At 56.0% G+C, this 22,438-nt stretch carries 27 protein-coding genes and 1 other RNA gene; 17 read left to right on the top strand and 11 right to left on the bottom strand.

Features of this window, described 5'->3' with window-relative positions:
* The first annotated feature begins 87 nt into the window (after positions 1-87).
* Positions 88-339, top strand: coding sequence for a hypothetical protein (locus tag KA369_05545; protein ID MBP7735420.1), 252 nt, complete (start codon positions 88-90; stop codon positions 337-339).
* 45 nt (positions 340-384) lie between these two features.
* On the opposite strand, the gene KA369_05540 is transcribed toward KA369_05545, so the two are convergent.
* The 4 genes from KA369_05540 to hypA form a co-directional block, all read right to left on the bottom strand.
* The gene (locus KA369_05540; protein MBP7735419.1) at positions 385-621 is read right to left on the bottom strand and encodes a HypC/HybG/HupF family hydrogenase formation chaperone; all 237 of its coding nucleotides are present in this window, start codon (positions 619-621) and stop codon (positions 385-387) included.
* Between the two features lie 172 nt (positions 622-793).
* The gene (gene hypE / locus KA369_05535) at positions 794-1,798 is read right to left on the bottom strand and encodes a hydrogenase expression/formation protein HypE (GenBank protein ID MBP7735418.1); all 1,005 of its coding nucleotides are present in this window, start codon (positions 1,796-1,798) and stop codon (positions 794-796) included.
* Entirely contained in the window at positions 1,795-2,862 is a 1,068-nt protein-coding gene (gene hypD / locus KA369_05530; protein MBP7735417.1) for a hydrogenase formation protein HypD, read from the bottom strand. The genes hypE and hypD overlap by 4 nt, the downstream gene beginning before the upstream one ends.
* The gene (hypA, locus tag KA369_05525) at positions 2,862-3,242 is read right to left on the bottom strand and encodes a hydrogenase maturation nickel metallochaperone HypA (protein ID MBP7735416.1); all 381 of its coding nucleotides are present in this window, start codon (positions 3,240-3,242) and stop codon (positions 2,862-2,864) included. The genes hypD and hypA overlap by 1 nt, the downstream gene beginning before the upstream one ends.
* 169 nt (positions 3,243-3,411) lie before the next feature.
* Between hypA and KA369_05520 the strand changes: the two genes are divergently transcribed.
* From KA369_05520 to KA369_05485, 8 genes are all read left to right on the top strand, one after another.
* Complete coding sequence (locus KA369_05520; GenBank protein MBP7735415.1) at positions 3,412-4,635, top strand: glycosyltransferase; 1,224 nt, start codon at positions 3,412-3,414, stop codon at positions 4,633-4,635.
* Positions 4,636-4,696: 61 nt separating this feature from the next.
* Positions 4,697-6,133, top strand: coding sequence for an SDR family oxidoreductase (locus KA369_05515; protein MBP7735414.1), 1,437 nt, complete (start codon positions 4,697-4,699; stop codon positions 6,131-6,133).
* A gap of 356 nt (positions 6,134-6,489) precedes the next feature.
* A complete protein-coding gene (locus tag KA369_05510; GenBank protein MBP7735413.1) occupies positions 6,490-7,212 on the top strand; it encodes a hypothetical protein in 723 nt (240 codons plus the stop codon).
* An 18-nt stretch (positions 7,213-7,230) separates the two neighbouring features.
* Positions 7,231-7,683, top strand: coding sequence for a hypothetical protein (locus KA369_05505; protein ID MBP7735412.1), 453 nt, complete (start codon positions 7,231-7,233; stop codon positions 7,681-7,683).
* An 84-nt stretch (positions 7,684-7,767) separates the two neighbouring features.
* Positions 7,768-8,116, top strand: an RNA gene (gene rnpB, locus KA369_05500) — RNase P RNA component class A.
* Between the two features lie 167 nt (positions 8,117-8,283).
* A complete protein-coding gene (locus KA369_05495) occupies positions 8,284-8,580 on the top strand; it encodes a hypothetical protein (protein ID MBP7735411.1) in 297 nt (98 codons plus the stop codon).
* A gap of 137 nt (positions 8,581-8,717) precedes the next feature.
* Complete coding sequence (sppA, locus tag KA369_05490; protein MBP7735410.1) at positions 8,718-9,674, top strand: signal peptide peptidase SppA; 957 nt, start codon at positions 8,718-8,720, stop codon at positions 9,672-9,674.
* The gene (locus KA369_05485; protein ID MBP7735409.1) at positions 9,671-10,276 is read left to right on the top strand and encodes a YIP1 family protein; all 606 of its coding nucleotides are present in this window, start codon (positions 9,671-9,673) and stop codon (positions 10,274-10,276) included. Before sppA ends, KA369_05485 begins: the two co-directional genes overlap by 4 nt.
* A gap of 2 nt (positions 10,277-10,278) precedes the next feature.
* Here the strand turns inward: KA369_05485 and KA369_05480 are convergent, their stop codons facing one another.
* The 3 genes from KA369_05480 to KA369_05470 are packed head-to-tail and all read right to left on the bottom strand — an operon-like array spanning position 10,279 to position 12,730.
* On the bottom strand, positions 10,279-11,091 hold the full coding sequence (locus tag KA369_05480) for a metal ABC transporter permease (protein ID MBP7735408.1): 813 nt from the start codon (positions 11,089-11,091) through the stop codon (positions 10,279-10,281).
* On the bottom strand, positions 11,088-11,855 hold the full coding sequence (locus KA369_05475) for a metal ABC transporter ATP-binding protein (protein ID MBP7735407.1): 768 nt from the start codon (positions 11,853-11,855) through the stop codon (positions 11,088-11,090). Before KA369_05475 ends, KA369_05480 begins: the two co-directional genes overlap by 4 nt.
* Positions 11,856-11,869: 14 nt before the next feature.
* Positions 11,870-12,730: a zinc ABC transporter substrate-binding protein gene (locus tag KA369_05470; GenBank protein MBP7735406.1), complete on the bottom strand. Its 861-nt coding sequence runs from the start codon at positions 12,728-12,730 to the stop codon at positions 11,870-11,872.
* Between the two features lie 97 nt (positions 12,731-12,827).
* On the opposite strand from KA369_05470, the gene KA369_05465 reads away from it, so the two are divergent.
* The 3 genes from KA369_05465 to KA369_05455 are packed head-to-tail and all read left to right on the top strand — an operon-like array spanning position 12,828 to position 13,632.
* Positions 12,828-13,061 carry a hypothetical protein gene (locus KA369_05465; GenBank protein MBP7735405.1) on the top strand — a complete coding sequence of 78 codons (234 nt, stop codon included), beginning with the start codon at positions 12,828-12,830 and terminating at the stop codon, positions 13,059-13,061.
* Positions 12,994-13,173, top strand: a complete 180-nt coding sequence (locus tag KA369_05460; GenBank protein MBP7735404.1) for a type II toxin-antitoxin system HicA family toxin — start codon at positions 12,994-12,996, stop codon at positions 13,171-13,173. The genes KA369_05465 and KA369_05460 overlap by 68 nt, the downstream gene beginning before the upstream one ends.
* A gap of 3 nt (positions 13,174-13,176) precedes the next feature.
* Complete coding sequence (locus KA369_05455) at positions 13,177-13,632, top strand: type II toxin-antitoxin system HicB family antitoxin (protein MBP7735403.1); 456 nt, start codon at positions 13,177-13,179, stop codon at positions 13,630-13,632.
* 126 nt (positions 13,633-13,758) lie between these two features.
* Here the strand turns inward: KA369_05455 and KA369_05450 are convergent, their stop codons facing one another.
* Together KA369_05450 and KA369_05445 are read right to left on the bottom strand one after the other, a co-directional pair.
* Complete coding sequence (locus KA369_05450) at positions 13,759-15,258, bottom strand: hypothetical protein (GenBank protein MBP7735402.1); 1,500 nt, start codon at positions 15,256-15,258, stop codon at positions 13,759-13,761.
* A gap of 171 nt (positions 15,259-15,429) precedes the next feature.
* Entirely contained in the window at positions 15,430-15,726 is a 297-nt protein-coding gene (locus KA369_05445; GenBank protein MBP7735401.1) for a hypothetical protein, read from the bottom strand.
* Between the two features lie 613 nt (positions 15,727-16,339).
* Between KA369_05445 and KA369_05440 the strand changes: the two genes are divergently transcribed.
* Together KA369_05440 and KA369_05435 are read left to right on the top strand one after the other, a co-directional pair.
* A complete protein-coding gene (locus KA369_05440) occupies positions 16,340-16,723 on the top strand; it encodes a hypothetical protein (GenBank protein MBP7735400.1) in 384 nt (127 codons plus the stop codon).
* Positions 16,724-16,741: 18 nt separating this feature from the next.
* Positions 16,742-17,461: a tetratricopeptide repeat protein gene (locus KA369_05435; GenBank protein ID MBP7735399.1), complete on the top strand. Its 720-nt coding sequence runs from the start codon at positions 16,742-16,744 to the stop codon at positions 17,459-17,461.
* Between the two features lie 21 nt (positions 17,462-17,482).
* Here KA369_05435 and KA369_05430 read toward each other — a convergent pair whose 3' ends face one another.
* Complete coding sequence (locus KA369_05430; protein ID MBP7735398.1) at positions 17,483-18,268, bottom strand: OmpA family protein; 786 nt, start codon at positions 18,266-18,268, stop codon at positions 17,483-17,485.
* Positions 18,269-18,271: 3 nt separating this feature from the next.
* On the bottom strand, positions 18,272-19,051 hold the full coding sequence (locus KA369_05425; protein MBP7735397.1) for a MotA/TolQ/ExbB proton channel family protein: 780 nt from the start codon (positions 19,049-19,051) through the stop codon (positions 18,272-18,274).
* A 276-nt stretch (positions 19,052-19,327) separates the two neighbouring features.
* Here KA369_05425 and KA369_05420 point away from each other — a divergent pair, with 276 nt between their 5' ends.
* From KA369_05420 to KA369_05410, 3 genes are all read left to right on the top strand, one after another.
* On the top strand, positions 19,328-19,927 hold the full coding sequence (locus KA369_05420; protein ID MBP7735396.1) for an MBL fold metallo-hydrolase: 600 nt from the start codon (positions 19,328-19,330) through the stop codon (positions 19,925-19,927).
* Positions 19,928-20,096: 169 nt separating this feature from the next.
* Entirely contained in the window at positions 20,097-20,750 is a 654-nt protein-coding gene (locus tag KA369_05415; GenBank protein ID MBP7735395.1) for a SagB/ThcOx family dehydrogenase, read from the top strand.
* Positions 20,751-20,981: 231 nt separating this feature from the next.
* Positions 20,982-22,433 carry a hypothetical protein gene (locus KA369_05410; GenBank protein ID MBP7735394.1) on the top strand — a complete coding sequence of 484 codons (1,452 nt, stop codon included), beginning with the start codon at positions 20,982-20,984 and terminating at the stop codon, positions 22,431-22,433.
* Positions 22,434-22,438 lie beyond the last annotated feature (5 nt).

The raw sequence follows: 22,438 nt of genomic DNA, 5'->3' as shown, positions 1-22,438 counted from the left end.
GTCAAGCGGGGGTGAACGTGGATTAATCAATTGAGATGGATTGACTTTGATCATTTCTCGCACATTACACCAATCGAGAGGAGAATCATGAGTGTTTTCGAAATTGTAATGCTTATCTGCTTCGGCTCGGCCTGGCCTTTCTCGATCTACCGGTCATGGAAGTCGGAATCCGTCAAGGGGAAGAGCCTGGTGTTCTTGGTCATCGTGATGGCGGGCTACCTGGCGGGGATTTTACATAAGGTATTCTACAATTATGACAATGTGATCTATCTCTATATAACGAACCTTGCCCTTGTGGCCGTCGATACGGCGCTCTATATCCGCAACAGGAAGGGATGATTCCTGGTCGCCGCGGCGCCTCTACCGGCCAATCGCCGGGCAGGATCAGGCGCTTTCTTCCTTCTCGAGCTGCTCAAGGTACTGGTCCCATACCTTGTCGATTTCGGCTGCTTCCTTTTCGTCGAGGCGCTCGATGATGAAGCCGGCGTGGACGATCACCTTGTCGTTGATCTTCACTTCCGGCATGAGAGAGATATCCACCGCCGTTTCAACACCGCGGGCTTCGGCAACGGCCCTGGTCCCCTCGATTTTCGTTATGGTCATCGGTACTGCAAGACACATATGGTTCTCCTTTTTGATGATACCCCTCCCTTGATGGGAGGGGATAGGGGAGGGTGATAGGAATTTTTCACCCCCACCCACGCCGATCGCTATTTGGACCTCCTGTCCGCGATCGGCACTGAAACTTCCTGTTCGGCGCCCCCACCCATTAAGGGGGAGGAGATTCGTAGCCTCAGCAGATCCTCGGCAGCTGCTCCTCGGTCAGGAGCGGCAGGATCCTCCTACCGCCTATGGCCGTTTCGATATAGGCCTTGCCGGGAAAGGCCGTCGTGATCTCTCCGATCACCGTGGCGTCCCTGCCCTCGGGAGTGGACCTCATCACATTTACGACGGCCTCTGCGTCTCCTTTGCCGGCTATGATGACAACCTTTCCCTCGTTGGCCGCGTACAGGGCCTCGATCCCGAGGATGCCGCACACGCCCCGGACCTCTTCCCGGATGGGGAGGGCGTCCTCTGACAGCATGGCGCTGTATTCTTTACCTTTTACGATTTCATTCAGCACGGAGGCGATGCCGCCCCGGGTCGGGTCGCGCATGAACTTGACGCTTTCCGGATAGTTATCGGTTATTTTCGAGATCATGTGGTTCAGGTGGGCGCAGTCGGATTGGAGGCCCCGGGAAAAGGAAAGGCCGTTGCGCAGGGCCATGATCGCCATGCCGTGGTCGCCGATGGTTCCGCTCACGATGATGCGGTCCCCGGGAACGATCGCCCGGCGCTGTATCTTCTTCTCGATGACGCCGATGCCCGAGGTGTTGATGAATATCCTGTCTGCCTTGCCGTTGGGGACCACCTTGGTGTCGCCGGTGACGATGGCGACGCCGGCCCTGTCCGCCTCGGCCTTCATCGAATCGAGGACGCGCTCCAGGTCCGCGAAGTCGAGGCCCTCTTCAAGGATGAGGCCGCAGGACAGGTAGAGGGGCCGGGCGCCCATCACCGCGAGGTCGTTCACGGTGCCGTTCACCGCGAGCTTCCCGATGTCGCCGCCGGGGAAGAAGATCGGCGTGATGACGAAGGTGTCGGTGGTGAAGGCGATGGAGACGCCGCCGACGCCGAGCACCGCCGAATCGTCGAGCTGCACGGTTCCCTCGCCGAAACGCTTCCGGATGACCCTTTCGATCATCTCGTTCATCAGCCTGCCGCCGCTGCCGTGTCCCGGCAGGATCTTCTTTGACATCATTTGCTCCAGTACTTGTAATAGGCCGCGCAGGGCCCTTCCGTGGAGACCATGCAGGGGCCGACCGGCTCCTCCGGCGTGCAGGCCTTCCCGTAGAGGGCGCACTCCGGCGGCGTGATGAGCCCGCGCAGGAGCTCGCCGCACCGGCATCCCTTCGCCGCTTTTGGCTCCGGGGGCGTCACCGGGAACTTCCGCGCCGCGTCGAAATCCGCGAATTCCTCGCGGAGCTCCAGGCCGCTGCCCGGTATTACGCCGATGCCCCGCCAGTGGGCGTCGGACGGGGCGAAGACCAGGTCGAGTATTTCCAGGGCCTTCGGGTTCCCCTCTTCCTTGACGACGCGGGTGTATTGATTGATCGTTTCGTTCTTATTCTTGCGTACGAGATCGACGAGGGAGATCATCCCCATCATGAGGTCAGGCGCGTCGAATCCGGAGACCACGCAGGGCCGGTTAAAACGGTTCGATATGAAGCGCCAGGGCCTTGTGCCGATGACGGCGCTCACGTGGCCCGGCAGGATGAACCCGTCGATCTTCACTTCCTGCGCGGTCAGGAGCGCGTCCACCGCCGGGGGAGTGAGCTTGTTCCCGGAAAGGATGGAGAAGTTTTTCAGGCCCCGCTTTTTCGCCTCCAGGACCGCCACCGCCTCGGCCGGGGCCGTGGTCTCAAATCCCACGCTGAGGAAGATCACCTCCGCGCCGGGGTCGGCTTCGGCCATCTCCAGGGCGTTCATGGGCGAGTACACCACGCGGATATCCATCCCCTCGGCCTTTTCCTTCGCCAGGGAGCTGTAGGACGACGGCACCTTGATCATGTCCCCGAAGGTGGCGATGACGGCGCCGTGGCGCTTCCCTATCTCGATGGCGCGGTCGAGGTAATCGTTGGGGGTGACGCAGACCGGGCACCCGGGGCCGTCCACCAGGGTGAGCCCCCCTGGAAAGAGGTCCTTCACGCCGGACCGGAAGAATTCCGTGGTATGGGTCCCGCACACCTCCATAATCCTGATCTCCCGGTCGAGCTTCAGGCCCCTGAGGCGGGCCGCCAGTTTTTTATTAAGATCGGTTCCCATCAGGTTATTTCAATGCTTACGATGGAAAACTCCCTCCCTTCCAGGAGCTCGATGTCGGGGGATTCGCATTTAACGCAGGTGAAGCTCCATTTCTTGTCCTTGAAGGCGTGCTCGTGGCCGCAGGCGCGGCACTTCACCTTGACCGGGACGTGCTCTATGTCCAGGACCGCGCCGTCGGCGATGGTGTCCTTGCTGAGCATGTCGAAATAGGACTGCGCCCATTCGGGTATGATATCGGAAAGCTGGCCGATCCTCAGGTTGATGGACTGGACTTTCTTCGCTTTGTTCTTGTTGGCGTGATCGAGGACGATGTCCAGGATGCTGCTCATGATGGATAGTTCGTGCACGTCGATCTCCCTGACTGTTGTGGAGTTTATCATACCGGCGATGAGCCTGTATATGTCAACCATTAATGCGAGTAAGAGGTTTAACGGCATTGATGCAATTTTTATTGGAGATGGAGGGCTATGCTTTAATAAAAATCGTTGATTATTTTCAAATATGAAGGTACATTGAATCCATCCACATCACCACTACCGGGAGAACGACATGAAGCAGGGAAAGGGAATTGAACTGATAGTCGGGATTCCATCGTACATGGAGGCTGATACCATCGGGTATGTCACAAAGCAGGTGGATATCGGGCTCAAGCGTTATTTCAACAATCTCCAGTCCCTCATTATTAATGTCGACAACAACAGCGAAGACGACACCAGGGGGGCATTTCTCTCCACAGAAACGGCGACCCCGAAGGAATACATATCCACTCCCAGGGGGGTGAAAGGGAAGGGGAACAACATGATGAACCTCTTCAAGGCCGCCCAGGCCCACGGGGGAACACTGAAGGCGGTCGTGGTCCTGGACGCCGACCTCCGGTCGGTCACCCCGGAATGGGTCAAGTACTTCGTCGAGCCGATCCTCAAGGGGCACGATTACGCGCTCCCCCGGTACAGCCGTCACCAGTTCGACGGCACCATCACCAACCATATCTGCTACCCGCTGCTCTATGGCCTCATGGGCGAGAACGTGAGGCAGCCCATCGGCGGCGATTTCGCCTTTTCGCCGCGCCTGGCCCGCTACTGGCTCGATCAGAAATGGCTCCCCACCACCAGGCTCTACGGCATCGACATCTTCATGACCCTGAACGCCATCATAGGCAAGTTCAGGATATGCGAGGTCGGCCTGGGGGCGAAGATACACAAGGCCAGCGCGCCGAAGCTGGGCCCCATGTTCACGCAGGTGGTGACGACCTTCTTCGACAAGGTGCTTTCGAAGAAGGCGGATTGGATCGGCATGGCGGAGGACAACCCGAAGCCCAAGCCGCTCTTCGGCATGAAAAAGCTCGACCCTCCCCAGGAGCTGGCCATCGACATACGCGACCTGAAGGACAAGCTGCGCAACGAGTTCCTGTCGCGGGAGAAGCTGCTGAAGAAATACCTGAGCCCCTACCTCTATCTCAATATCCGGCACATGATCGAGCGGGACCACTATGACATGGACACGCTGATGTGGACTCAGTCGGTCTACCAGATCCTGTTCACCTTCGATACCGGCACTCCCCGCATGAAAAGGGACATCATCGAGGCGCTGAAGCCGCTCTACTTCGCCCGCTCCGTCACCTTCGATTACGAGACGTGGAAATACCGGATCGACTTCGCCGAAGAGCTGATCCTGCACCAGGCCATGGCCTTCGCGTCGCAGAAGCCGTACTTCTACGGGCTCTATCTGAAGCGGGCCCAGGATAATGACGTGAAGGCGAGGAAGAAAAAGTAAGGGGGCGCGGATCGTCGCCGGACGAAGGGACGGCGAGGCGCTTCACAAGGGAGTCCGGCCGATGAAAATTCTCCTCACAGGCGCGACCGGGTATATCGGGCGCAGGCTGAAAGTCAGGCTCCTCGATGATGACAAAGTGGAATTGCGCCTCTTCGTCCGGAACGTGAAGAAGATCCGCGACGCATCCCGGCAGAAGGTCGAGATCGTCGAGGGATCGTCCTTTGACAGGGATTCCCTGCGGGCCGCCCTGAGGGGGATCGATGTCGCCTACTATCTCATCCATTCCATGGGGGCCTCGAAGGGCGATTTCAGGGAGCTCGACCGGGTCAGCGCCGAGAACTTCAGGGAGGCCTGCATAGAGGCCGGCGTCAAGCGGATCATCTACCTCGGGGGCCTGGGCGTCAAGGATTGCGCGAGCAAGCACCTCCTGAGCCGCATCGAGACAGGGGAGATCCTCTCCGCCCGCCCCGACCGGATCCAGACCGTCTGGTTCCGCGCCGCCATGATCATCGGCGCCGGCAGCGCCAGCTTCGAGATACTCTGGAACTTCGTCGAGAAGGCGCCGGTCATGGTCGCCCCCCGGTCGATCGACACCATGACGCAGCCCATCGCCGTCGACGATGTCCTCGACTACCTGACGGCCGCAAAGGACCTTGCCGCGAGCGGAAACCTGGTGATCGACATCGGCTCCGAACGCTTGAGCTTCAGGGCAATGCTCGAAAAAACGGCCGGGATCATAGGCGTAAAGCGGTATATCATACCCATCCCGAGCTGGACCCTCCGGCTCTCATCGGCGTTTTTTGTGAACATTTTCCCGGTCCCGCGCCGCATGACCGTGGCCCTGCTGAAGGGCCTGAAATGCGAGACCGTAATCCAGAACGACAACGCGGAAAAGTATTTTCCCCATATCGTCCCCGTCTCCTTCACGGCGGCCATGGGGCAGGCCATGTTCGACATCGAGTGCAACCAGGTGCTGAGCAGGTGGAGCGACAGCAGCGGCGCGGAGTTGTGCGACATCAAGGGTCATGACAATATAGCCCACGAGGTCCTCGTCGACCGGAGGAGCAGCGACTTCGGGACCATATCGCCGCACCGCATGTTCCGGTCCATCATGGCACTGGGCGGCGAGAACGGCTGGTTTACCTACCATTTCCTGTGGGAGATAAGGGGGTACCTGGACAAGCTTGTCGGCGGATACGGCATCAGCCGTGGTAGAAGGGACGCCTCCCACCTGCGCATCGGCGACAGCCTCGACTTCTGGAAGGTTGCCGATATCCAGGAGGACCGGCGGTTGCTGCTCCTCGCACAGATGAAGCTCCCGGGCAAGGCGTGGCTCGAGTTCCATATAGACGGCACGACCCTCGTGCAGACCGCCTATTTCCTTCCCTATGGATTGTGGGGATATGTCTACTGGTATATGCTCAAGCCGTCCCATTTCTTTATCTTTCACGACATGGCCAGGAACCTCATCAGGCGGGCGCGGATGATGGAAGATTGAATCGGGGCCCGTCATCGGCGGTAGCAGTCGCAAATTAGGGGGGGCATGGGTCATCCCCCCGCCCACCCTAAAAATATACTGCTATCGTCACCGGCGACGCCATTCTACGGGAAAAGGTCTTTACATATTTTCCGCAGACTATTATTGTGTCGCCCATCTGACACCACCCTGATAAATAATTCAAAATAGATTATCAGGGCCGGTTTCATAACGTGATTCCGTGAAACCCCGCATGTTTCTCGGCACATAACAAATAAAGGCGATACATCCATACATCCGAAGGCGCTGTTCGCGCGATGTGCCGTGGATGTTGTTGTGAAATCGCCTGTCGTATATCCAATTGGGGGCGTCAGCGCATGTTAAAACAGAACAGGGATCTCACTATCGACTATATCCGTGGCCTTGCCTGCATTTTCATGATGTGCATGCACACGATAGTCGATGATTTTACCGGTCTCGACCATATCCTTCTTTTTGCCAGCTACGCGCCGGCCATGTTCATATCCATTTCCGGCTATCTTGCTACGCAGCAGGCGAAACGGGACGATTTGTCAAAGATCATCATTCTTTATCTTTCGATTTTTTTTCTCGGCTTTTCATATAACGGATTCATGCCCCAGTATTATTTTCCCAATGTAAACCCGGCAGATGTGAATCCCGTGACAGTACGTCCCGATGGCATGAATTTTTTCCTCCGTATTGAATGCGAAGTGCTCCAGGCTATTGCATTGGGGTGTATCCTGGCGGCTCTTTGTTCTAAGCTCTTCAAGGACCGCTACTATCTGTATCTCCTGACCGGCATTGGCATATTCGGGCTTTTCAAGCTCCTGTCTCCCCTGGTGCCCGACTTCATGTACCGGAGCTTTTTCATCGCTCCCGGCGTTTTCCCCGCCATCCCCTGGGTGGCCTTTGCCTTTCTCGGCGTCTTCGCCTACGCCACGAGGAACAGGAACAATCTCATCCTGCTCCTGACTTCATTGCTGGTGTGCGTCCTGGTGTATTTCGCCCTTCAGTATGGCTTTGACTGGAAGACCATGAAGGAAAGCCATTCGGTCAGTAAATTCTCTATGTCCACCTAGTATATTCTCTGCTCCTTCGTGGTGGTCTTTTCTTTTTACTTCATAGTCCGGCTTGCGGGCGGCCGCCTGCCCGCCGGGAAATACAATCCCATCCTTTTTTTCGGCCAGAACTCCATGCTCTTCTTTTTTGTCCATTTCTGGTTCTGCTACTACATCCTTGCTCTTCAGATTAAGTTTTTCGCTGTCGCATGGCCCCTGATATTACTACTGACATACCTCTTTATGAGGCTGTTGCTTTTTATTAATGGAAAAATAAAGGCCAGAATGCATAACCCTGCTCTATGGATTATCCTGGCGGTCCTGATCTTCGGGACACCGGTGGTCTTCAGGTCCAATATCCTCCTTATTGTTAACCTTGAGTTCATCTACGGGCTGGTGCTGGCATTGAGATATCCCGAGCTTTCTTACAGGATCAAGAAATCCGGCAGGGAAGCTCAGTCGGCCGGCATCGGGGCCCCATCCGCCACGTAACAGGAAGGCCCGCCGCGGCCGCGGAGCGTGAAAAAACCTGAATTATACTTGCCACCCCGACGCCCTGTCAGTAGATTGAAAAACGGAGGGGACCACGCAGCAGCGCTGGCCCGCCGCGAGGCGGGCGGTGAGGAAAGTCCGAACACCGCAGGGCAGGGTGCCGGGTAACGCCCGGGCGCCGCGAGGCGATGGAAAGTGCAACAGAAAAGATACCGCCCCGCAAGGGGTAAGGGTGAAATGGCGAGGTAAGAGCTCACCGCGTTCCCAGTAATGAGAACGGCATGGTAAACCCCACCTGGTGCAAGACCAAGTAAGCAGCTGATTGAGAACGGCCCGTTCGAGGCTGCGGGTAGGTCGCACGGAACCGTATGGCGACATCCGGTCAAGATAGATTGCTGCATAAACAGAATTCGGCTTATGTCCCCCTCCTATCCATGATGGCCCCGCGCGGCAGGCGCGGGGCCATCGCCTATTATAAATAATACTTGATTTTTTTATCCCATTGCATATCTTTATTGATGTAAGGATGATTTCGGCCTGTTCGGTTTTGATTCGGCACCTGTCAGGGAGGAGCGTACAGCTCATTCAAGGAGGAGAGGGATGAAGCGATTAATAGTACTGGCGACCGTTGTTTTACTGTTTGGTGTTACCGGCGTTCTCCACAGCACGAAAATGGGCCTCTACCAGGTTGTTGAAGTGTACATCTGCGAGCAGGAAGTCATCCTGGCGGAAATGGTGGCCAAGACAAGCATCAGCCGTAAGGAATTGACCACCGTAAGCTACTGCACCTGCGACGGCGTCGATCCGAGCATGAAGGTCTATGTCAAGAAGAACAAGTGCGAGGCGCCCAGGGACCTGGTCTATGCCTGCATCTGCATCGGGAAAACTCACTATTAATAATTTCTCCGTTTACCGATAACTATCATTGTAAGGGATTGTTTCGCGGAGTATCGGGCGTTTCCCTTCAACCCGAAGGAGATGGGCGATCCTCATCCGTATCTTCGGCATCAGAATTTCATTCATAAGGCAAAGCAATGGACAGAAACAGGAAAATACTGATTTCCATACTGGCGCTGCTGGTGCTCTCGTCGGTCATAGCGATCGTCGATATCAGCCTGAACATGCAGCAGAAGCGCGGCGGCGTGTCGATACGGGGCCCGCAGGTAGGGTCGGGCGTCGGCATCGTCCGCGTCGAGGGGGCCATCCAGATGACGGGCGCGGGCTCGCCCCTGGCCATGGGCCAGGGCGCGGAAAGCATTATCAGGCGCCTCGACGACCTGGAGCACAACGGCGACATCAAGGCCGTGGTGGTGCGGATTAACTCCCCCGGCGGGACCGTGGGCGCCTCCCAGGAGATATACCAGAAGCTGTGGAAGCTCAGGAAGAAGAACATCCCCCTGGTCGCCTCCATGGGCGAGATGGCCGCGTCGGGCGGATACTATGTGGCCTCGGCCTGCAACTACATCGTGGCCAACCACGGCTCCATCACCGGGTCCATCGGCGTTATTGCGATGTCGCCGAACCTGCGCGGGCTGTTCCAGAAGATCGGCATTGACATGAACGTCATCAAGAGCGGGAAATACAAGGATATCCTTTCGTCGTTCCGGGACCTCAGGCCGGAGGAGCGCGAGCTCATTCAGGATATGATCGATTCGTCCTACCGGAAGTTCCTGAAAGACGTGGCCCTCGGGAGGAACCAGAACGAGTCCGACATAGAGCCGATCGCCGACGGCCGCGTGATGAGCGGGGAGACCGCGCTGAAATACAAGCTCGTAGACATGCTGGGGACCTTCGAGGACGCCGTTGACAAGGCCCGCCAGATGGCGAAGCTCTCCGAGGACTGCCCGGTCTACGAAGAGACGAAGACGCCATTCGAGCAGATGTTCATGAGGATGGAAGGGATGTTCCGCGGCGGAAGCCTGATGGACCAGGGTCTCCGGGAATTGCATATTGAGAACAACTACCGCATCGAGTACAGGTACGTGCCATGATCATCACGGAACTCAGATCGCTTCGCTGGGCGGACCTTTTCCTCTACGCCCTCCTGGACCCGCGGGCCCTGTACCGCCAGATCGACCGGCAGGAGCCGAAATCCTTCGCCCTGAGCTTTATCATGCCCGCGACGGTGGCAGTCATCGATATCATCACCCTGTCGCTGCTGGGAAGGGAGACGACCTTTTTTTACTATAAAATGACCTACGGGTGGATCCTCATGTTCCTCTACCAGGCCCTCACGGTGGTGATCTCGGCCGCCCTCATGGACACGGCGGCCCAGTTCTTCGGCAACAGGGGGAACATCCGCCAGCTCGTCATCCTGGTTAACTTTTCGCTCTTCCCGAAGATCTTCATCCTTCCCCTGACGTACATCTTCAAGGTGTTCAACTTCGCTCCCCTGTTTTTCTACACCTTCTTCTCCGTGGGGCTTTTCGTCTGGTCGGCCCTTATCGCGGTGCAGGGGATCTCGGAGATGCATTCAACCGACTTCGGGAAGGCCTTCGTGATCTACATATTTCCGGCGGTGCTGGTGGGAGTCACCCTCTTCTTCATGGCGGTGCTTCTCCTGATCTGCGGCGTGGGATACCTGGCGGGATAGGGTCAGCGGTCTGAGCGGAATAGCTTCACCGCGCCCAGGCTGAGGAAATAGATGACGGTCCCGGCCGTGACCATGGTGGCCCCGGCCGGCGTGTCCAGGTAGTAGGAGAGGAAGAGCCCCCCGACCATCACCGCCACGGTGTAAACGATGCCGATCATGATAACCTTCCGGTAGTTCCGGGACAGCAGCAGGCCGAAGCTCGCCGGCAGCACCACCAGCGCCGAAACCAGGATGATCCCCACTATCTTGATGCTGATGACGATGATTCCCGCGAGGAAGATGAGGAGCAGCGTGTCGAGGACCTCCGTGCGGACGCCGCTCACGGCCGCCACTTCCTCGTCCATGGTCATGAAGAGGATCCGGTGGATGAAGATAATGATAAAGGGAACGAAGACCGCCAGGACCGCCAGGGCGATGACATTGTCCGCCGCCGTCACCGCCAGGATGTTCCCGAAGAGGTAGCTCATCAGGTCGAAGGCGTATCCCTTTTTGAGCGAGAGGAAGATGGCCCCCAGGGCCATCGAAAAGGAAAAGAAAATGCCGATGCCCATGTCGAAGGATATCCTGCCGAAGCGCACCAGCTTGCCGATGAGAATTGCCGCCGCCGTGCAGAAGGCCAGTGACGTGAGGAACGGGTCGATGCCGATAAGCACGCCCAGGGCCACGCCGCCGAAGGCCGTGTGGGCGATGCCGGCGCCCAGGAAGGACATCTTCCGCATGACCACGAAGAACGAGAGGATGCCGAAAAGGATCCCCACGATGAAGCTCATGATGAAGGCGTTGCGGAAAAAATGGAGCTGGAACAGTTCAATCATTTATCGCCGCTCCCTTCGCAGTGCCTGTCGTGGCTGACGTAATAGACGTTTTTCCCGAACACGCCGGAAAGGGCCTCGTTGGAGAGGCATTCCCCGGGGGCGCCATGGAAGTGGATCTTCGTCTTGAGGCACGCCAGGCGGTCAACGATGCTCGACACCGCGCCGATGTCGTGGGAGACCATGACGATGGTCAGGTTCAGGGAGGCGCGCAGGGAGAGGAGCATCTGGTAGAAGTTGTCCTGGGCCAGGGAGTCAAGGCCGGTAGACGGCTCGTCCAGGAGCAGTATCCTCGGCCGTACCACCAGGGCCCGGGCGATCAGCACCCGCTGCTTCTGACCCTCGGAGAGGCTGCCGAAGTGACGGCCCATCAGGCTGTCCATCTCGACCTTCTTCAGGGCGTCGGCGATGTGCGTCCGGTCCTCGCCGTTCAGGCGCTCGAGCATCCCCTTGCCGGCGTAGCTCGCCATGGCGACCACGTCGAAAACGCTGACAGGCATGGTGTAGTCCACGGCGCTTTTCTGGGGGAGGTACCCGATGGAGCCGCGGGGCGTCTTCCGGGGCGGCCCGCCCAGGACCGTGACGGTTCCCCGGGTGGGTTTCTTGAACCCCATGATGGTGCGGAGGAGGGTGCTCTTGCCGCTCCCGTTGGGCCCCACGATGGACAGGATCTCGCCTTCGGCGACGTCAAGGCTCACGTCTTCGAGGATCACGGTGCCGTCGTAATGGACCCATACGTCCCGCAATGATATGACCGGATTGTTCATTCTATCATCCCGCTTTACCGCAGCGCGCCGGCCAGCTTTTTAGAGTTGTATTCCATGAGCTTCAGATAGGTCGAGCGGTCGCTGGATGCGGGATCGCCTATGCCGTCCAGCTTCACGATGGACCCGCCGATCTCGCCGGCCAGGACCCGGGCGGTCCGCTCCTCCGAGGAAAGGCTCACGACGATGGCGGTGACGCGGTCCAGCCGCGCCCGGTCGACGATCTCCTTCATCGACCGCACCGACGCCTTTTCGCTTCCTTCGCGCTGGACCGTGCCGGTGATGGCCAGGCCGTAATCCGCTGCGAAATAATTCCATGATTCGTGCCACTGGATGAAAGACTTCCTCGTTTTATTCGCGAACAGGGCGGCGATCGCTCTGTCGAGATCGTCCAGCTTCCTGTCATAGGACTTAAGATTGTTCCGGTAGTATTCGCCGTTGGCCGGGTCGACAGCGCTCATCTGTTTCGCCATGACCGCGGCGATCTCCCTTGCCTTCTTGACGCTGAGCCATATATGGGGGTTTGCTTCCGGTTCGCCCTTTCGCCGCTCCATCAGGTAGACCCGGGCGGCCGACGCCGGAAGGTAGCGCTCCACCCATCCGTCGAACTCCGGGGTGACGCCGATGAAGAGGGTGGTGTTCTCCAGGGTCCGGGCGATGGACGGCCTGGGCTCGAAGGAGTGGGGGTCGGCCCCGGCCGGGACCACGAAGAAGGCCGAGCCCCTGTCGCCGCAGATGGCGCGGGCCATGTCATGGAGCGGGAAGACGGACACCGCCACGCGGATACCGCCGGCCGCGGCGCTCTCATCCGGCTTTTTGCATCCCCATGGGCACATCAGCGATATAATTGCGGTGACAATGCAGATTTTTTTCGTCATAGTGGTGTCCATCCTGTGCGACGCCTATTGCGCGGCGTTTCTGAGTAAAGAACATGAATACAGCAATCGCCCTGTCGTGTCAAGAATTAGAGGATTGATGATGGATAAATATCAATGGCGCAGGGCCGTTCTGTTTTTAAGGATTTTTTCTGACAGTTTTCAATTTTCCGGATTATCTTTTACGCATTTTTTTATTGATTTTGCGATTGACTTTATTTTATTACCAATTATAGTTGGTATTTACAATCAAATCGAGGTTTCCAATGCCCCTGAGCGGCAAAGAAATGCTGAAATTGTTTCAAAAAGCCGGATGGATAGTTTTACGGACTAAAGGCAGTCATGTGATAATCGGAAAAGGCAATGATCGGGAAACCATCCCGCTACACAAAGAATTAAAGCGGGGATTGGAGTCATATTTATTGAAAAGAGTGAAGGGAGAATGATCGATGCATTACCATTTTAAAATACACAAAGAGGATGCGGGTTACTGGGCTTCCTGTGTTGAGCTAAAAGGCTGCAATACCCAGGCTGATACAATCGATCAGCTCAATTGTAACATGAAAGAGGCGTTGAATTTGTTTTTGAATGAACCTGATAACTCAAGGATTATTTTCCCGATGCCTCATAAGCATCTGTACGGGAAAGACATCGTTGAAGTTCCCGTTGAGCCTAAAATCGCCTTTGCCATTAAAATGAAATTATTCCGGCATAAGAAAGGGCTGTCTCAACGGCAGGTTGCGGATTTGCTGGGAATGAAAAACATCTACAGTTATCAGAGGCTAGAATCGACACGGAAGGCCAATCCAAACATCTCAACTATAGCAAGAATCAAAGAAATCTTTCCTGATTTTAAAATCGATGATATATTTATACATGAACGTTTAAAACATAAAAATTTATAATCGCGAAAATGCGAAGAATGTTTGGCGAATACGCCGATTAAATCATGGGTGAATTCTATGCTGAGAGAACAGGAAGGCGGGGACTTGGATCCCCGCCTTTCTGATTGTTCTATTAAACCTTGCTCGTTAGATCGACGGCACGTCAGCATCTATGCCAGCCCATGTTGTAATCCCAACAGGGTGATCTGAAATCAGCACAACTGACGTACCCGCACTGATACTTAAACTGAAAAGATCAGCTAGGGTAAACTTGGTGAAATCCGTGGAGAGCGCAGCCTGGAGCTGGGCATAGTCCGCAGCCCCGGTGAGTCCGTCCGTGTCATCCTGTCCCACCAGGTCGATGGAGAACACATTCTTCTGGAAATAGACCGGGTTCTTGATGCCTGTGATGATCTGCAGGCTCGCCACGACCTGGGCCGCGTTGGCTCCCCACAGGGTTGTGTCTATGCTGTTCAGGGCGGCCAGAAGAGCAGCCTGGTCTGAACCGGTCGTCAGGGATCCGCCGGAAATCAGGTTCAGGAACCAGAGACCTGTTTGAGTGCCGAAAGCGCCATAAACCTCCGAGTGACCATTCAAATAATAGAGAAGGCCGTCCGTGAAAAGCTCTCCCAGAGACCAGGCCTGGGCGTCCTCAAAGGGAGTGGCCACGGCGTCAAGCGCGGCTGACTGGCTTTGCAGCGGCAGCACCACGTTGACCACGGCCTTGCCCGAGGCAATGGAGCCCGCGCCATTGAAGAGATAGACCCTCTTGTCCGCATCTTCCCAATCGGTCCCGGCCACATTGAGCTCCTGGAACGGCATGACAAGGCCCTGGACCGTGTAACCGCCTTCCACGGTGACCACGCCCTGGGCGTTCTCGTTGATAAAGAAGGCCGCGTTGGCGCCGGTGTTGTTCCGGAAGTCTATGTAATTCTGCACGTACACGTAAGCCGTCCTGGTTATTTCCGTGCCGCTCACCGCTTTCTTGAATTCAACACGGACCAGGGTTTCGTTGGTCGGCTGTTCCTTGGGGAAATACCGGAAGAAAAGGACACCGTCGATATTCCCGGAGCTGTCTTTGAGGTAGTTGAGCTCAAGGGCTTTTTTGCCGTCCCTCAGTGAGTCCGAGCCGGTACTGTTCCACCATGTCTCAACCTTGTAGCCGCCGGCCCCGAAGGTGGCGCTGCTGCTTACTTTCGCGATATGGCCCGGGTGCGCCGTATCGGAGTTATCCGTGTAGGCCATGGCGGTGCCCGACGTGACAAGGCCCGGGTACCTGGCGACCAGCGTCTCGATATTGGTGATGATCTGGCCGGCCAATTTCACCAGCTCCTTGCCGATGAGGACCGATGAACGCACCGGCGTGTATATCAGCTTGAGCCTGTTGGTGGTAGTTCCCTGGGGAACCACGTCATTGATAACAGATTGGCTTGTGGAGCTGCTGGTATCCTTGGTGCTTGCCAGCGACGCCGGCACCAGCGGCAGGGCGTCGTAGCTCCGGGCGTCCTCCGTCACCATGGCCAGGGCCACGATGGGCAGCAGCTCCTCGTTTTTACTCTTCGAATCCTTCGCGCATGACAGGACCAACGCCATGGCCGCGATTATGCCGGCACTGAGAGACCGGCATATTAGGGTGTTTTTTTTCATGATACACTCCTCCTAAAAATGTTTTTATGTGGGGGGAATTCGCTTAGGTTGCTTTTGCTCGTTCCGATATAAATTATACAACGTTGCGGAAAGAGTCAACCCGGGTGGGTTAAAAAATTAAAAAAATTTGAGATTTTTCCCCGCCGCCACCGGCGGCGGGGACGGTTTTTCCTACTTTTTCTTGAATTTCGCCATGGCCTTTTCAAAGGCCTGGGTCATGTCGTTCACCGCCTGCTCGGCACCTTTCTTGATCTCGATCCATCCCTCGCCGCTAACTTCCTTGAGCTCCTTCAGCTTCACCTCCGCATCCTTCTTTTTCACCTTGAGCTCTTCCGCCATTTTGGCGTAATCTTCTTTCATAACAGAGGCGGCTTCGTTGCCCTGCTTCATCAGCTCGTCGATCTTCTTGTCCCATTCCAGGATTTTATCGGATAGTTTTTGCATGTAGGATTTTTGATCGTTATCCATAATTAACTCCTTGAAATTTGGTTTTGCTTTTATGTGTGATGTTCAATTGACTTGTTGCAAAACTGCTTATAATTAATCATATTTGCCCCGCCGCCGAAGGCGGCGGGGCAAATATCGTTGATTATTATGTTTTACAACAAGTCTAATTAGTAAAAATACCTAACAGTTTCCTGAAAAACTCCTTCATTGGAGTTTTTCAGGGTCGGTTTTACGAAGTGAATTCGTAAAACCTCACATTTTTCTCGGCTAACGCCTCGAAAAATGGCGATACATCCATGTATCGCTTAGCAGTTTGCTGTTTTTCAGCAAACTGCTAAATTGAATTATAATATATCTATTAATGTAATTTTATTCAATTAAAAATGCGTCTATTCTGACATTTTTGCATCATATTGAAACAATAATTTATAAATGTATAACGGTTGATTTTTTATTGCCCTAAGACACTCCATCCCGGTATTATAATGGAATCATGCATGGCCCCGTTTTTGCGAGTTTGCGGCGCAATACTATTTGACATTATGCCATGGTGATGCTTGCTGATATAGGCAGCGGTTTTTCCGGATCCATGTCTAAATGGCGGAGCGATATTCTGTTTCAAGAGGTGCGCACCATGAAAAGAGGAAATAAAACGGTTTCTCTCATTATAGCCACGGTCCTGGGGCTCCTGTTTGTCCCCATAGCCAAGGCCGGGCCCCTGGAGGACATGCAAAAAGCGCTGGCGCTGCTGCAGAAGGCGCGCAAAACATCGGCGGTGCAGCCAAAGAAGGAACATCTCACGAAGGTGAAGGAGATCCTCACCGTGACAACCTATGACGGCCAGGAGGACCGCGCGGCTGCCCTGATTTTGACCATGCAGGCCATCGCCGGGGTGAATGAGTTTAAACTGGACAAGGCGAACCGGAACATCGACATGGCCATCGTGAAGGTGAAGCACGCCATCCAGTCGATAAAGAAGAAAACGGCGGCTCAGAAAAAGGGAGCGCGGAAAAAATAGGCCGGAAAGGGAGCGATGATGAAAAAAGCGGTATACATTGTCATTTTTTTTATAATAGCGACGGCGATCGTGTTCGCGGCGAGATTCTTTAATTGCGGTAATCTGCGCGAGCGTACGACCAACTCGGATAAAAAGATCGAAGAGCTGAAAAAGAAAATCGCCGGTCTCGAAGAGGAAAAAATCAAGGATGCCAGGGCCATGAGCAGCCTGGCGAATAATTACACCTATCTCGGTACCCTCTATGTCGATAAGCGCCTCTGGGACCAGGCCATTGATTGTTACGAGAAAGGCATAAGCTACGGGAAGGACACGCCGGGCGTCTACTACTCCATCGGCCTCGCCTACGGCAACCGGGGAGCGGACCGGGACAGCGAAGAGGATATCGACAAGGCCGAGCGCTATTACCGGAAGGCAATAGCGATGCAGAATGACTATTCCGACGCGCAGAATGCCCTGGCGATACTTCTTTATTACCACAAGAACAAGAAGGATGAGGCCCTCTCGCTCATTGAGGAGGTCGTCGGGCGCAACAAGAAGAACTACCTGGCGCGGTTCACCCAGGCGCGGTTCTACTATGAAATGGACAAGCTCCCCCGGGCCCTCTCCCTCTACGAGGACCTGAACGCCGAGCTCGAAAAGCTGCCGCCTTCCCAGGTGAAGGATGAGTACATGAAAAACAGCAGGGATAACATCCAGCGCATCATGATGGAAATCGGGAAGAAAAGGAAGTCTGACTGACGGTTTCCGCCGCCGGCGTTCCTACCGCCACTCCTCGTCCGGCAGGGGCCGCGGGATCCTCTTGTCATCGGATTTTTTGAGGAAATGCTCTTTCAGGATGACGATATCGACGCGCCGGTTGTAGGCCCGTCCCTCGGCCGAGCCGTTGTCGTCTATGGGACGATATTCGCCGAAGGCCACGGAGGAGAGCCTGGACGGGTTTACGTCGGCGTCATCGGCCAGGTAGTGCAGCACGTTCAGGCCCCGCGCCGACGAGAGCTCCCAGTTTGATTTATACACTTCCTTCGCCTTCGGGACGCTGACCGGCGAGTTGTCGGTATGGCCCTCAATGCGGACAAAATTGTCGATATTCTTGAGGATGCGACCCACCTTCTTCAGCACGGAGCGCATCTCGGGCTTGATGCGGGCCGTTCCCGGCTCGAAAAACACGTCGCCGCTAAGGGTGATCACCAGGCCGCGCTCGTCTTCCATGATACGGACCGCCTTTGTTTCTATCTCGGGCTTGAAGGACTCCACGGCGCGCTTCATGATCTGCGACATGAACTGCTGGCGCTGGCTGCTCGGCAGGGCGATGATGTTATGCCCCAGGTCCATCAGGTTTCCCTTGGAGATGGACTTTCCCCCGGACATGATGCCCATGCTTCCCTTGAACGAGGACATCACGTAGAGGAACTCGAAGCCCTTGACGACCGTCTCATCCCCCATCATGACGATGAAAAAGCAGAGGAGAAGGTTGTTCAGGTCCCCCATGGTGGTCATCCACGACGGGGAGCCCTTGATCTGGGATTTTTTCTTTTTTCCCGCCATGGATTAATCGGCGACCTCTTCGGCGATTTCCTCCCTCATCTTAGGCGGCAGGAAGGAGACCAGCTTGTCCTTGACGATACGGGGGTTGTCCCCCGATTGTATGGATAGAACGCCCATGAGGACGATGGAGCGCATGAGCACTTCGTTGTTGGTCATGACATCGAGGCGCGAGGCCAGGGGCGAGCAGAAAAGATAACATATGATGGCGCCGTACAGGGTGGTAATGAGGGCGACGGCCAGGTACGGGCCGATGGCGGCCCTGTCGCTCAGGTTGACGAGCATCATGATAAGACCCATGAGGGTACCGATCATACCGAAGGCAGGCGCGAAACTCGCCCAGTCGTCGAACATCCGCTTGTTGTCGTCATGGCGGGCCGCCATCTGCTCGATCTCGGTTTCCAGGATATTCCTGACCAGCTCCGGGTCTGTGCCGTCCACCACGAGCTGGAGCCCCTTCTTCATGTAGGCGTCATCGAGCTCGTCCAGGTCGTCTTCCAGGGCCAGGAGGCCCTCGCGGCGGGCCTTTTCGGAAAAGGAAACGATGGTGACGATCAATTCGCTGTAGTTATACCTGGGCGGAAAGAGTCCGACCTTGAACAGCGTGGGGATGAGCATGACCTGTTTTATAGAATAGCCGACCAGCATGGCTCCGATGCTGCCTCCGACGGTGATCATGACTGACGGGATGTCGACGAACAAGAGCACGCTGCTCTTGGCAACGACAATACTGAATACAAGAAGGCTGAAGCCGCCGACGATCCCAATAATCATCCCTATTTCCATACTCTAACCCCTGAAAACATTACATTTATAATTGTCACTTGCTATTATTTTCGGTATATGAACGTATTTTAAAGAACAAAAAATATGTATAATCAGGGGTATTTTAAGAAGAGGGGAATCGGTTTATATGTATGGCCGGTCAAGTGACCTGGCTTTTGGCAACCCCGGCGGGTATCGGGACGTCATGAATTATTCCTTGTCGGGAAGGCATTGGTGTGTTAAAAGTATTTTTATGATAACGTATAGTTACATGCATAAATCAGGAAAGGGATTACCATGATCATCAGGCAGATTAAAATCGGCGGTTTTGACGAATTTTGCTATATCGTGGGAAGCGAAAAGGGGGGGGCCGGCGCCGTCATTGACCCCGGTGGCAATCCCGATGCGATCGCTGAAGAGGCGAGAAAGGCCGGCCTCTCCATCGAGTACATAATCCATACCCACAGCCACCTGGACCATACGGCCGGCACCGGGCGCCTGAAGGAGCTCACCGGCGCGAAGGTGGTGCGACACCGGCTGGAGGGCGGGGAGGGAAGGATCGATGTCCTTCTCGATGATGAAGGGACCCTTGCAGCGGGAGGGCTGGTCTTCACCATATTCCACACGCCGGGCCACACCCCCGGCGGCATATGCCTGTACGCGGGGGGCAATCTCTTCACCGGCGACACCCTCTTCGTGGGAGACAGCGGCAGGACCGATCTGCCCGGGAGCGACCGCGCGGCCCTGGGCGGTTCCATCCGGCGCCTCATGGAGCTGCCGGAAGAGACAGTGGTGTGGCCGGGCCATGATTACGGCCCGACGCCCAGCTCCACCCTCGGTTGGGAGAAGCGGCACAATGTCAACGCGAAGGAATACGGGTATTATAAGGTAGAATAGATGGGAGCACGTAGTAGCAGGCGCGGTCACGTGACCGCACCTGCATGATATGTGCATCCTCTTGGGGCCGGGTTTGTTCTGATTTTTAACGACGCGGATTTTATTTATATAAAAACAGTTGTATAGATTTTCGAAGTGTCTTACAATATCCTCATTGGAGGTGGTAATCATGAACAAAATTATTTTAACACTGGCGATCCCGTGTCTGGTCGTCGCCCTGTCGTGCCCGATGGTGTCGCTGGATTCCCCGAAGGTTGTCACGCTGGCCAGGCCGGCCATGACGGGAGGGATGCCGCTGATGACCGCTTTGACCAAGCGTCAGTCCAACCGCTCCTTTGCCGCGAAGAAATTGCCCGACCAGGTCCTGTCAAACCTGCTCTGGGCCGCCAGCGGCATCAACCGTCCCGGCTCCGGCAAGCGGACCGCGCCCACGGCGATGGACAAGCAGGAAATCGCCATCTACGTGGCCCTCGAAGAGGGCCTGTACCTGTACCAGCCGAAGAAACACGCGCTGGAGCTGGTCGAGGCGAAGGATGTGAGGGCACTGACCGGCAAGCAGGGCTTCGTGGACAAGGCCCCCCTCAACCTGGTCTACGTGGCGGATCTCTCGAAGGCGGCCGGTTTCAACCGGGAGGACAAAATCCTCTATGCCGGCGCCGATGCCGGGTTCATAGGGCAGAACGTGTATCTCTTCTGCGCCTCCGAGGGCCTGTGGACGGTCATCCGCGGCTGGATCGACAGGGATGACCTGGGAAAGGCCCTGAAGCTTAAATCGGACCAGATGATAATCCTGGCCCAGACCGTGGGGTATCCAGGAAAATAATCGATCCCCCGGGTCGGAACATCGATCAAGGGAACCCTGGAGACGGGCTGCTTCGAATGGCGCACGGCCCGGGGCGATCCCACCCCTGAAGAGTGGAAACAGGCCGAAAATTTTCCGGGCGGCGTCAAGCGTAAAGTTATTGATATAAATTGGGACATGGAAAAGGGTCGTTTCATCGTTGACGATAAATGACGGGACATCATATTTTAGGATAACGCATAAGAGACGGTTATGAAGATCGAAGCGAAAAAAAGCAAGTTGAACCTTACCAGTAACCAGGCCTCGAGGCCGGGAACAGGGCCGGCCAGGGAACCACGGCCGGAGCCGGAAAGGCCTTTCATCGCGGAGCCTCAGCCGAAGCCCCCTAAAAAAAGAATTCCCAGGATAAAGATGCCCCGTATCTCCCTGCCGGCGATTAAGCTGCCGAAAATAAAGCTGCCGATGCTGAAGCGGCCCGATTCCAGGGCGCCGAAACAGGGCCTGCCGAAGGCAAGGGGATCCAGGACAAAGTATGTCATCGTCCTCCTTGCCGCAATCCCGGCGCTGGCGGTCGCCCTGTGGCTCGGCATGAACCTCCGGAAGCACGCGGTCCCGGCGCCCCTCTTTACCGAAGGGAACCTGCCGCAGCCCCCGCTCGCGGACGACAACGGCTACGCCATACTCTATGACAACGAGGTCTACAGCGAGTACTCCCCCAGGGACCTCTGCGATATCAATCTCCTGAGGAACGCTTCGTCGATCGAGTTCTTTCTCGATAAAACGCGGGGAGAGTACACCGTCGCGAAAAACCTGGCCGGGCGCGAGGACGTGAAGAAGATGCTGGGCCTCTACCGCGAAATCATGAAGAAAGAGGCCTTCGCGGACATGGCCATGCCCAATCCCCAGGACCTCCAGAAAGTGCGCGTCTACATCGCCATGAACAATTCGGTGCTGGCCGCCGTTATAGCCTCCATGCAGCAAAAAAAATTCGGGGCCGCCTTCAGGATGATGAAGGATGAGCTGAGCCTCAACATTCGGTACATGCAGTCGGCCCGGTCGATGAACAATTACCTGATGTCCGTACAGGCCTATGACAAGTCCCTCGGCATCCTGAAGTCGATGCTGGCCCAGTTCGGCGATAAGCAGAAAATGGGCAATGACGCCATCGCGGTCTGCAGGGAAACCGGCGTCATGCTGAGCTCGTTCAATCCCCAGGGGATACCCCTCGACAGGATCGTCATGTTCGAATACATCCTTTCGTGGAAGAACACTTTCAACCCGGCGATCCAGAACCCCGAGGCCGCGACGCGCCATGGCATGAAACGGAAGGCCCTGGTGTTCTTTGACCGCGGCCTGACGCAGAAGCTCTACGACGAGCGGTGGAAGAAGCTTTACGAGCTGGCGAAGCGCCCCGACGCCAATACGCCCGAGGAGGTGCGGAAGCTGCAGGAGCTGCGCCATACGGCCGGGCGCTTCTGGTGGCTCCACAATGCGGTGGGGAAAAAATATCTCGATACCATCCCCATCCCGGTCCACCAGCTTTTCCAGGAGTCGAGGAACTGGACCACCGCCATCACCCAGAAGCAGGGGGATATCGTGTCCACAATCGGATCCCTCAAAGATGAGGTCCCGGAAAAGAAGCCGGCCCGGAAGCAGGCCCGGAAGCAGCAGAAACCGGTAAAGAAGCCGAAAAAGGGGAGGTAGCCCCA

Source organism: Spirochaetota bacterium, from assembly GCA_017999915.1.
GTDB lineage: Bacteria > Spirochaetota > UBA4802 > UBA4802 > UBA5550 > RBG-16-49-21.
The sequence above is the reverse complement of the archived record's forward strand: the minus strand, read 5'-3'. Positions and strand labels throughout refer to the sequence as shown.

What these genes read in the sequence shown, in the direction of transcription:
- KA369_05520 (MBP7735415.1), top strand. Translation starts at nt 3,412, where the DNA reads ATGAAGCAGGGAAAGGGAATTGAACTGATAGTCGGGATTCCATCGTAC.
- KA369_05475 (MBP7735407.1), bottom strand. Translation starts at nt 11,855, where the DNA reads ATGAACAATCCGGTCATATCATTGCGGGACGTATGGGTCCATTACGAC.
- KA369_05450 (MBP7735402.1), bottom strand. Translation starts at nt 15,258, where the DNA reads ATGAAAAAAAACACCCTAATATGCCGGTCTCTCAGTGCCGGCATAATC.
- hypA (MBP7735416.1), bottom strand. Translation starts at nt 3,242, where the DNA reads ATGATAAACTCCACAACAGTCAGGGAGATCGACGTGCACGAACTATCC.
- KA369_05445 (MBP7735401.1), bottom strand. Translation starts at nt 15,726, where the DNA reads ATGGATAACGATCAAAAATCCTACATGCAAAAACTATCCGATAAAATC.
- KA369_05510 (MBP7735413.1), top strand. Translation starts at nt 6,490, where the DNA reads ATGTTAAAACAGAACAGGGATCTCACTATCGACTATATCCGTGGCCTT.
- hypE (MBP7735418.1), bottom strand. Translation starts at nt 1,798, where the DNA reads ATGATGTCAAAGAAGATCCTGCCGGGACACGGCAGCGGCGGCAGGCTG.
- KA369_05460 (MBP7735404.1), top strand. Translation starts at nt 12,994, where the DNA reads ATGCCCCTGAGCGGCAAAGAAATGCTGAAATTGTTTCAAAAAGCCGGA.
- KA369_05470 (MBP7735406.1), bottom strand. Translation starts at nt 12,730, where the DNA reads ATGACGAAAAAAATCTGCATTGTCACCGCAATTATATCGCTGATGTGC.
- KA369_05415 (MBP7735395.1), top strand. Translation starts at nt 20,097, where the DNA reads ATGAACAAAATTATTTTAACACTGGCGATCCCGTGTCTGGTCGTCGCC.
- KA369_05545 (MBP7735420.1), top strand. Translation starts at nt 88, where the DNA reads ATGAGTGTTTTCGAAATTGTAATGCTTATCTGCTTCGGCTCGGCCTGG.
- KA369_05440 (MBP7735400.1), top strand. Translation starts at nt 16,340, where the DNA reads ATGAAAAGAGGAAATAAAACGGTTTCTCTCATTATAGCCACGGTCCTG.
- KA369_05420 (MBP7735396.1), top strand. Translation starts at nt 19,328, where the DNA reads ATGATCATCAGGCAGATTAAAATCGGCGGTTTTGACGAATTTTGCTAT.
- KA369_05410 (MBP7735394.1), top strand. Translation starts at nt 20,982, where the DNA reads ATGAAGATCGAAGCGAAAAAAAGCAAGTTGAACCTTACCAGTAACCAG.
- KA369_05515 (MBP7735414.1), top strand. Translation starts at nt 4,697, where the DNA reads ATGAAAATTCTCCTCACAGGCGCGACCGGGTATATCGGGCGCAGGCTG.
- KA369_05480 (MBP7735408.1), bottom strand. Translation starts at nt 11,091, where the DNA reads ATGATTGAACTGTTCCAGCTCCATTTTTTCCGCAACGCCTTCATCATG.
- sppA (MBP7735410.1), top strand. Translation starts at nt 8,718, where the DNA reads ATGGACAGAAACAGGAAAATACTGATTTCCATACTGGCGCTGCTGGTG.
- KA369_05495 (MBP7735411.1), top strand. Translation starts at nt 8,284, where the DNA reads ATGAAGCGATTAATAGTACTGGCGACCGTTGTTTTACTGTTTGGTGTT.
- KA369_05455 (MBP7735403.1), top strand. Translation starts at nt 13,177, where the DNA reads ATGCATTACCATTTTAAAATACACAAAGAGGATGCGGGTTACTGGGCT.
- KA369_05485 (MBP7735409.1), top strand. Translation starts at nt 9,671, where the DNA reads ATGATCATCACGGAACTCAGATCGCTTCGCTGGGCGGACCTTTTCCTC.
- KA369_05465 (MBP7735405.1), top strand. Translation starts at nt 12,828, where the DNA reads ATGATGGATAAATATCAATGGCGCAGGGCCGTTCTGTTTTTAAGGATT.
- hypD (MBP7735417.1), bottom strand. Translation starts at nt 2,862, where the DNA reads ATGGGAACCGATCTTAATAAAAAACTGGCGGCCCGCCTCAGGGGCCTG.
- KA369_05430 (MBP7735398.1), bottom strand. Translation starts at nt 18,268, where the DNA reads ATGGCGGGAAAAAAGAAAAAATCCCAGATCAAGGGCTCCCCGTCGTGG.
- KA369_05435 (MBP7735399.1), top strand. Translation starts at nt 16,742, where the DNA reads ATGAAAAAAGCGGTATACATTGTCATTTTTTTTATAATAGCGACGGCG.
- KA369_05540 (MBP7735419.1), bottom strand. Translation starts at nt 621, where the DNA reads ATGTGTCTTGCAGTACCGATGACCATAACGAAAATCGAGGGGACCAGG.
- KA369_05425 (MBP7735397.1), bottom strand. Translation starts at nt 19,051, where the DNA reads ATGGAAATAGGGATGATTATTGGGATCGTCGGCGGCTTCAGCCTTCTT.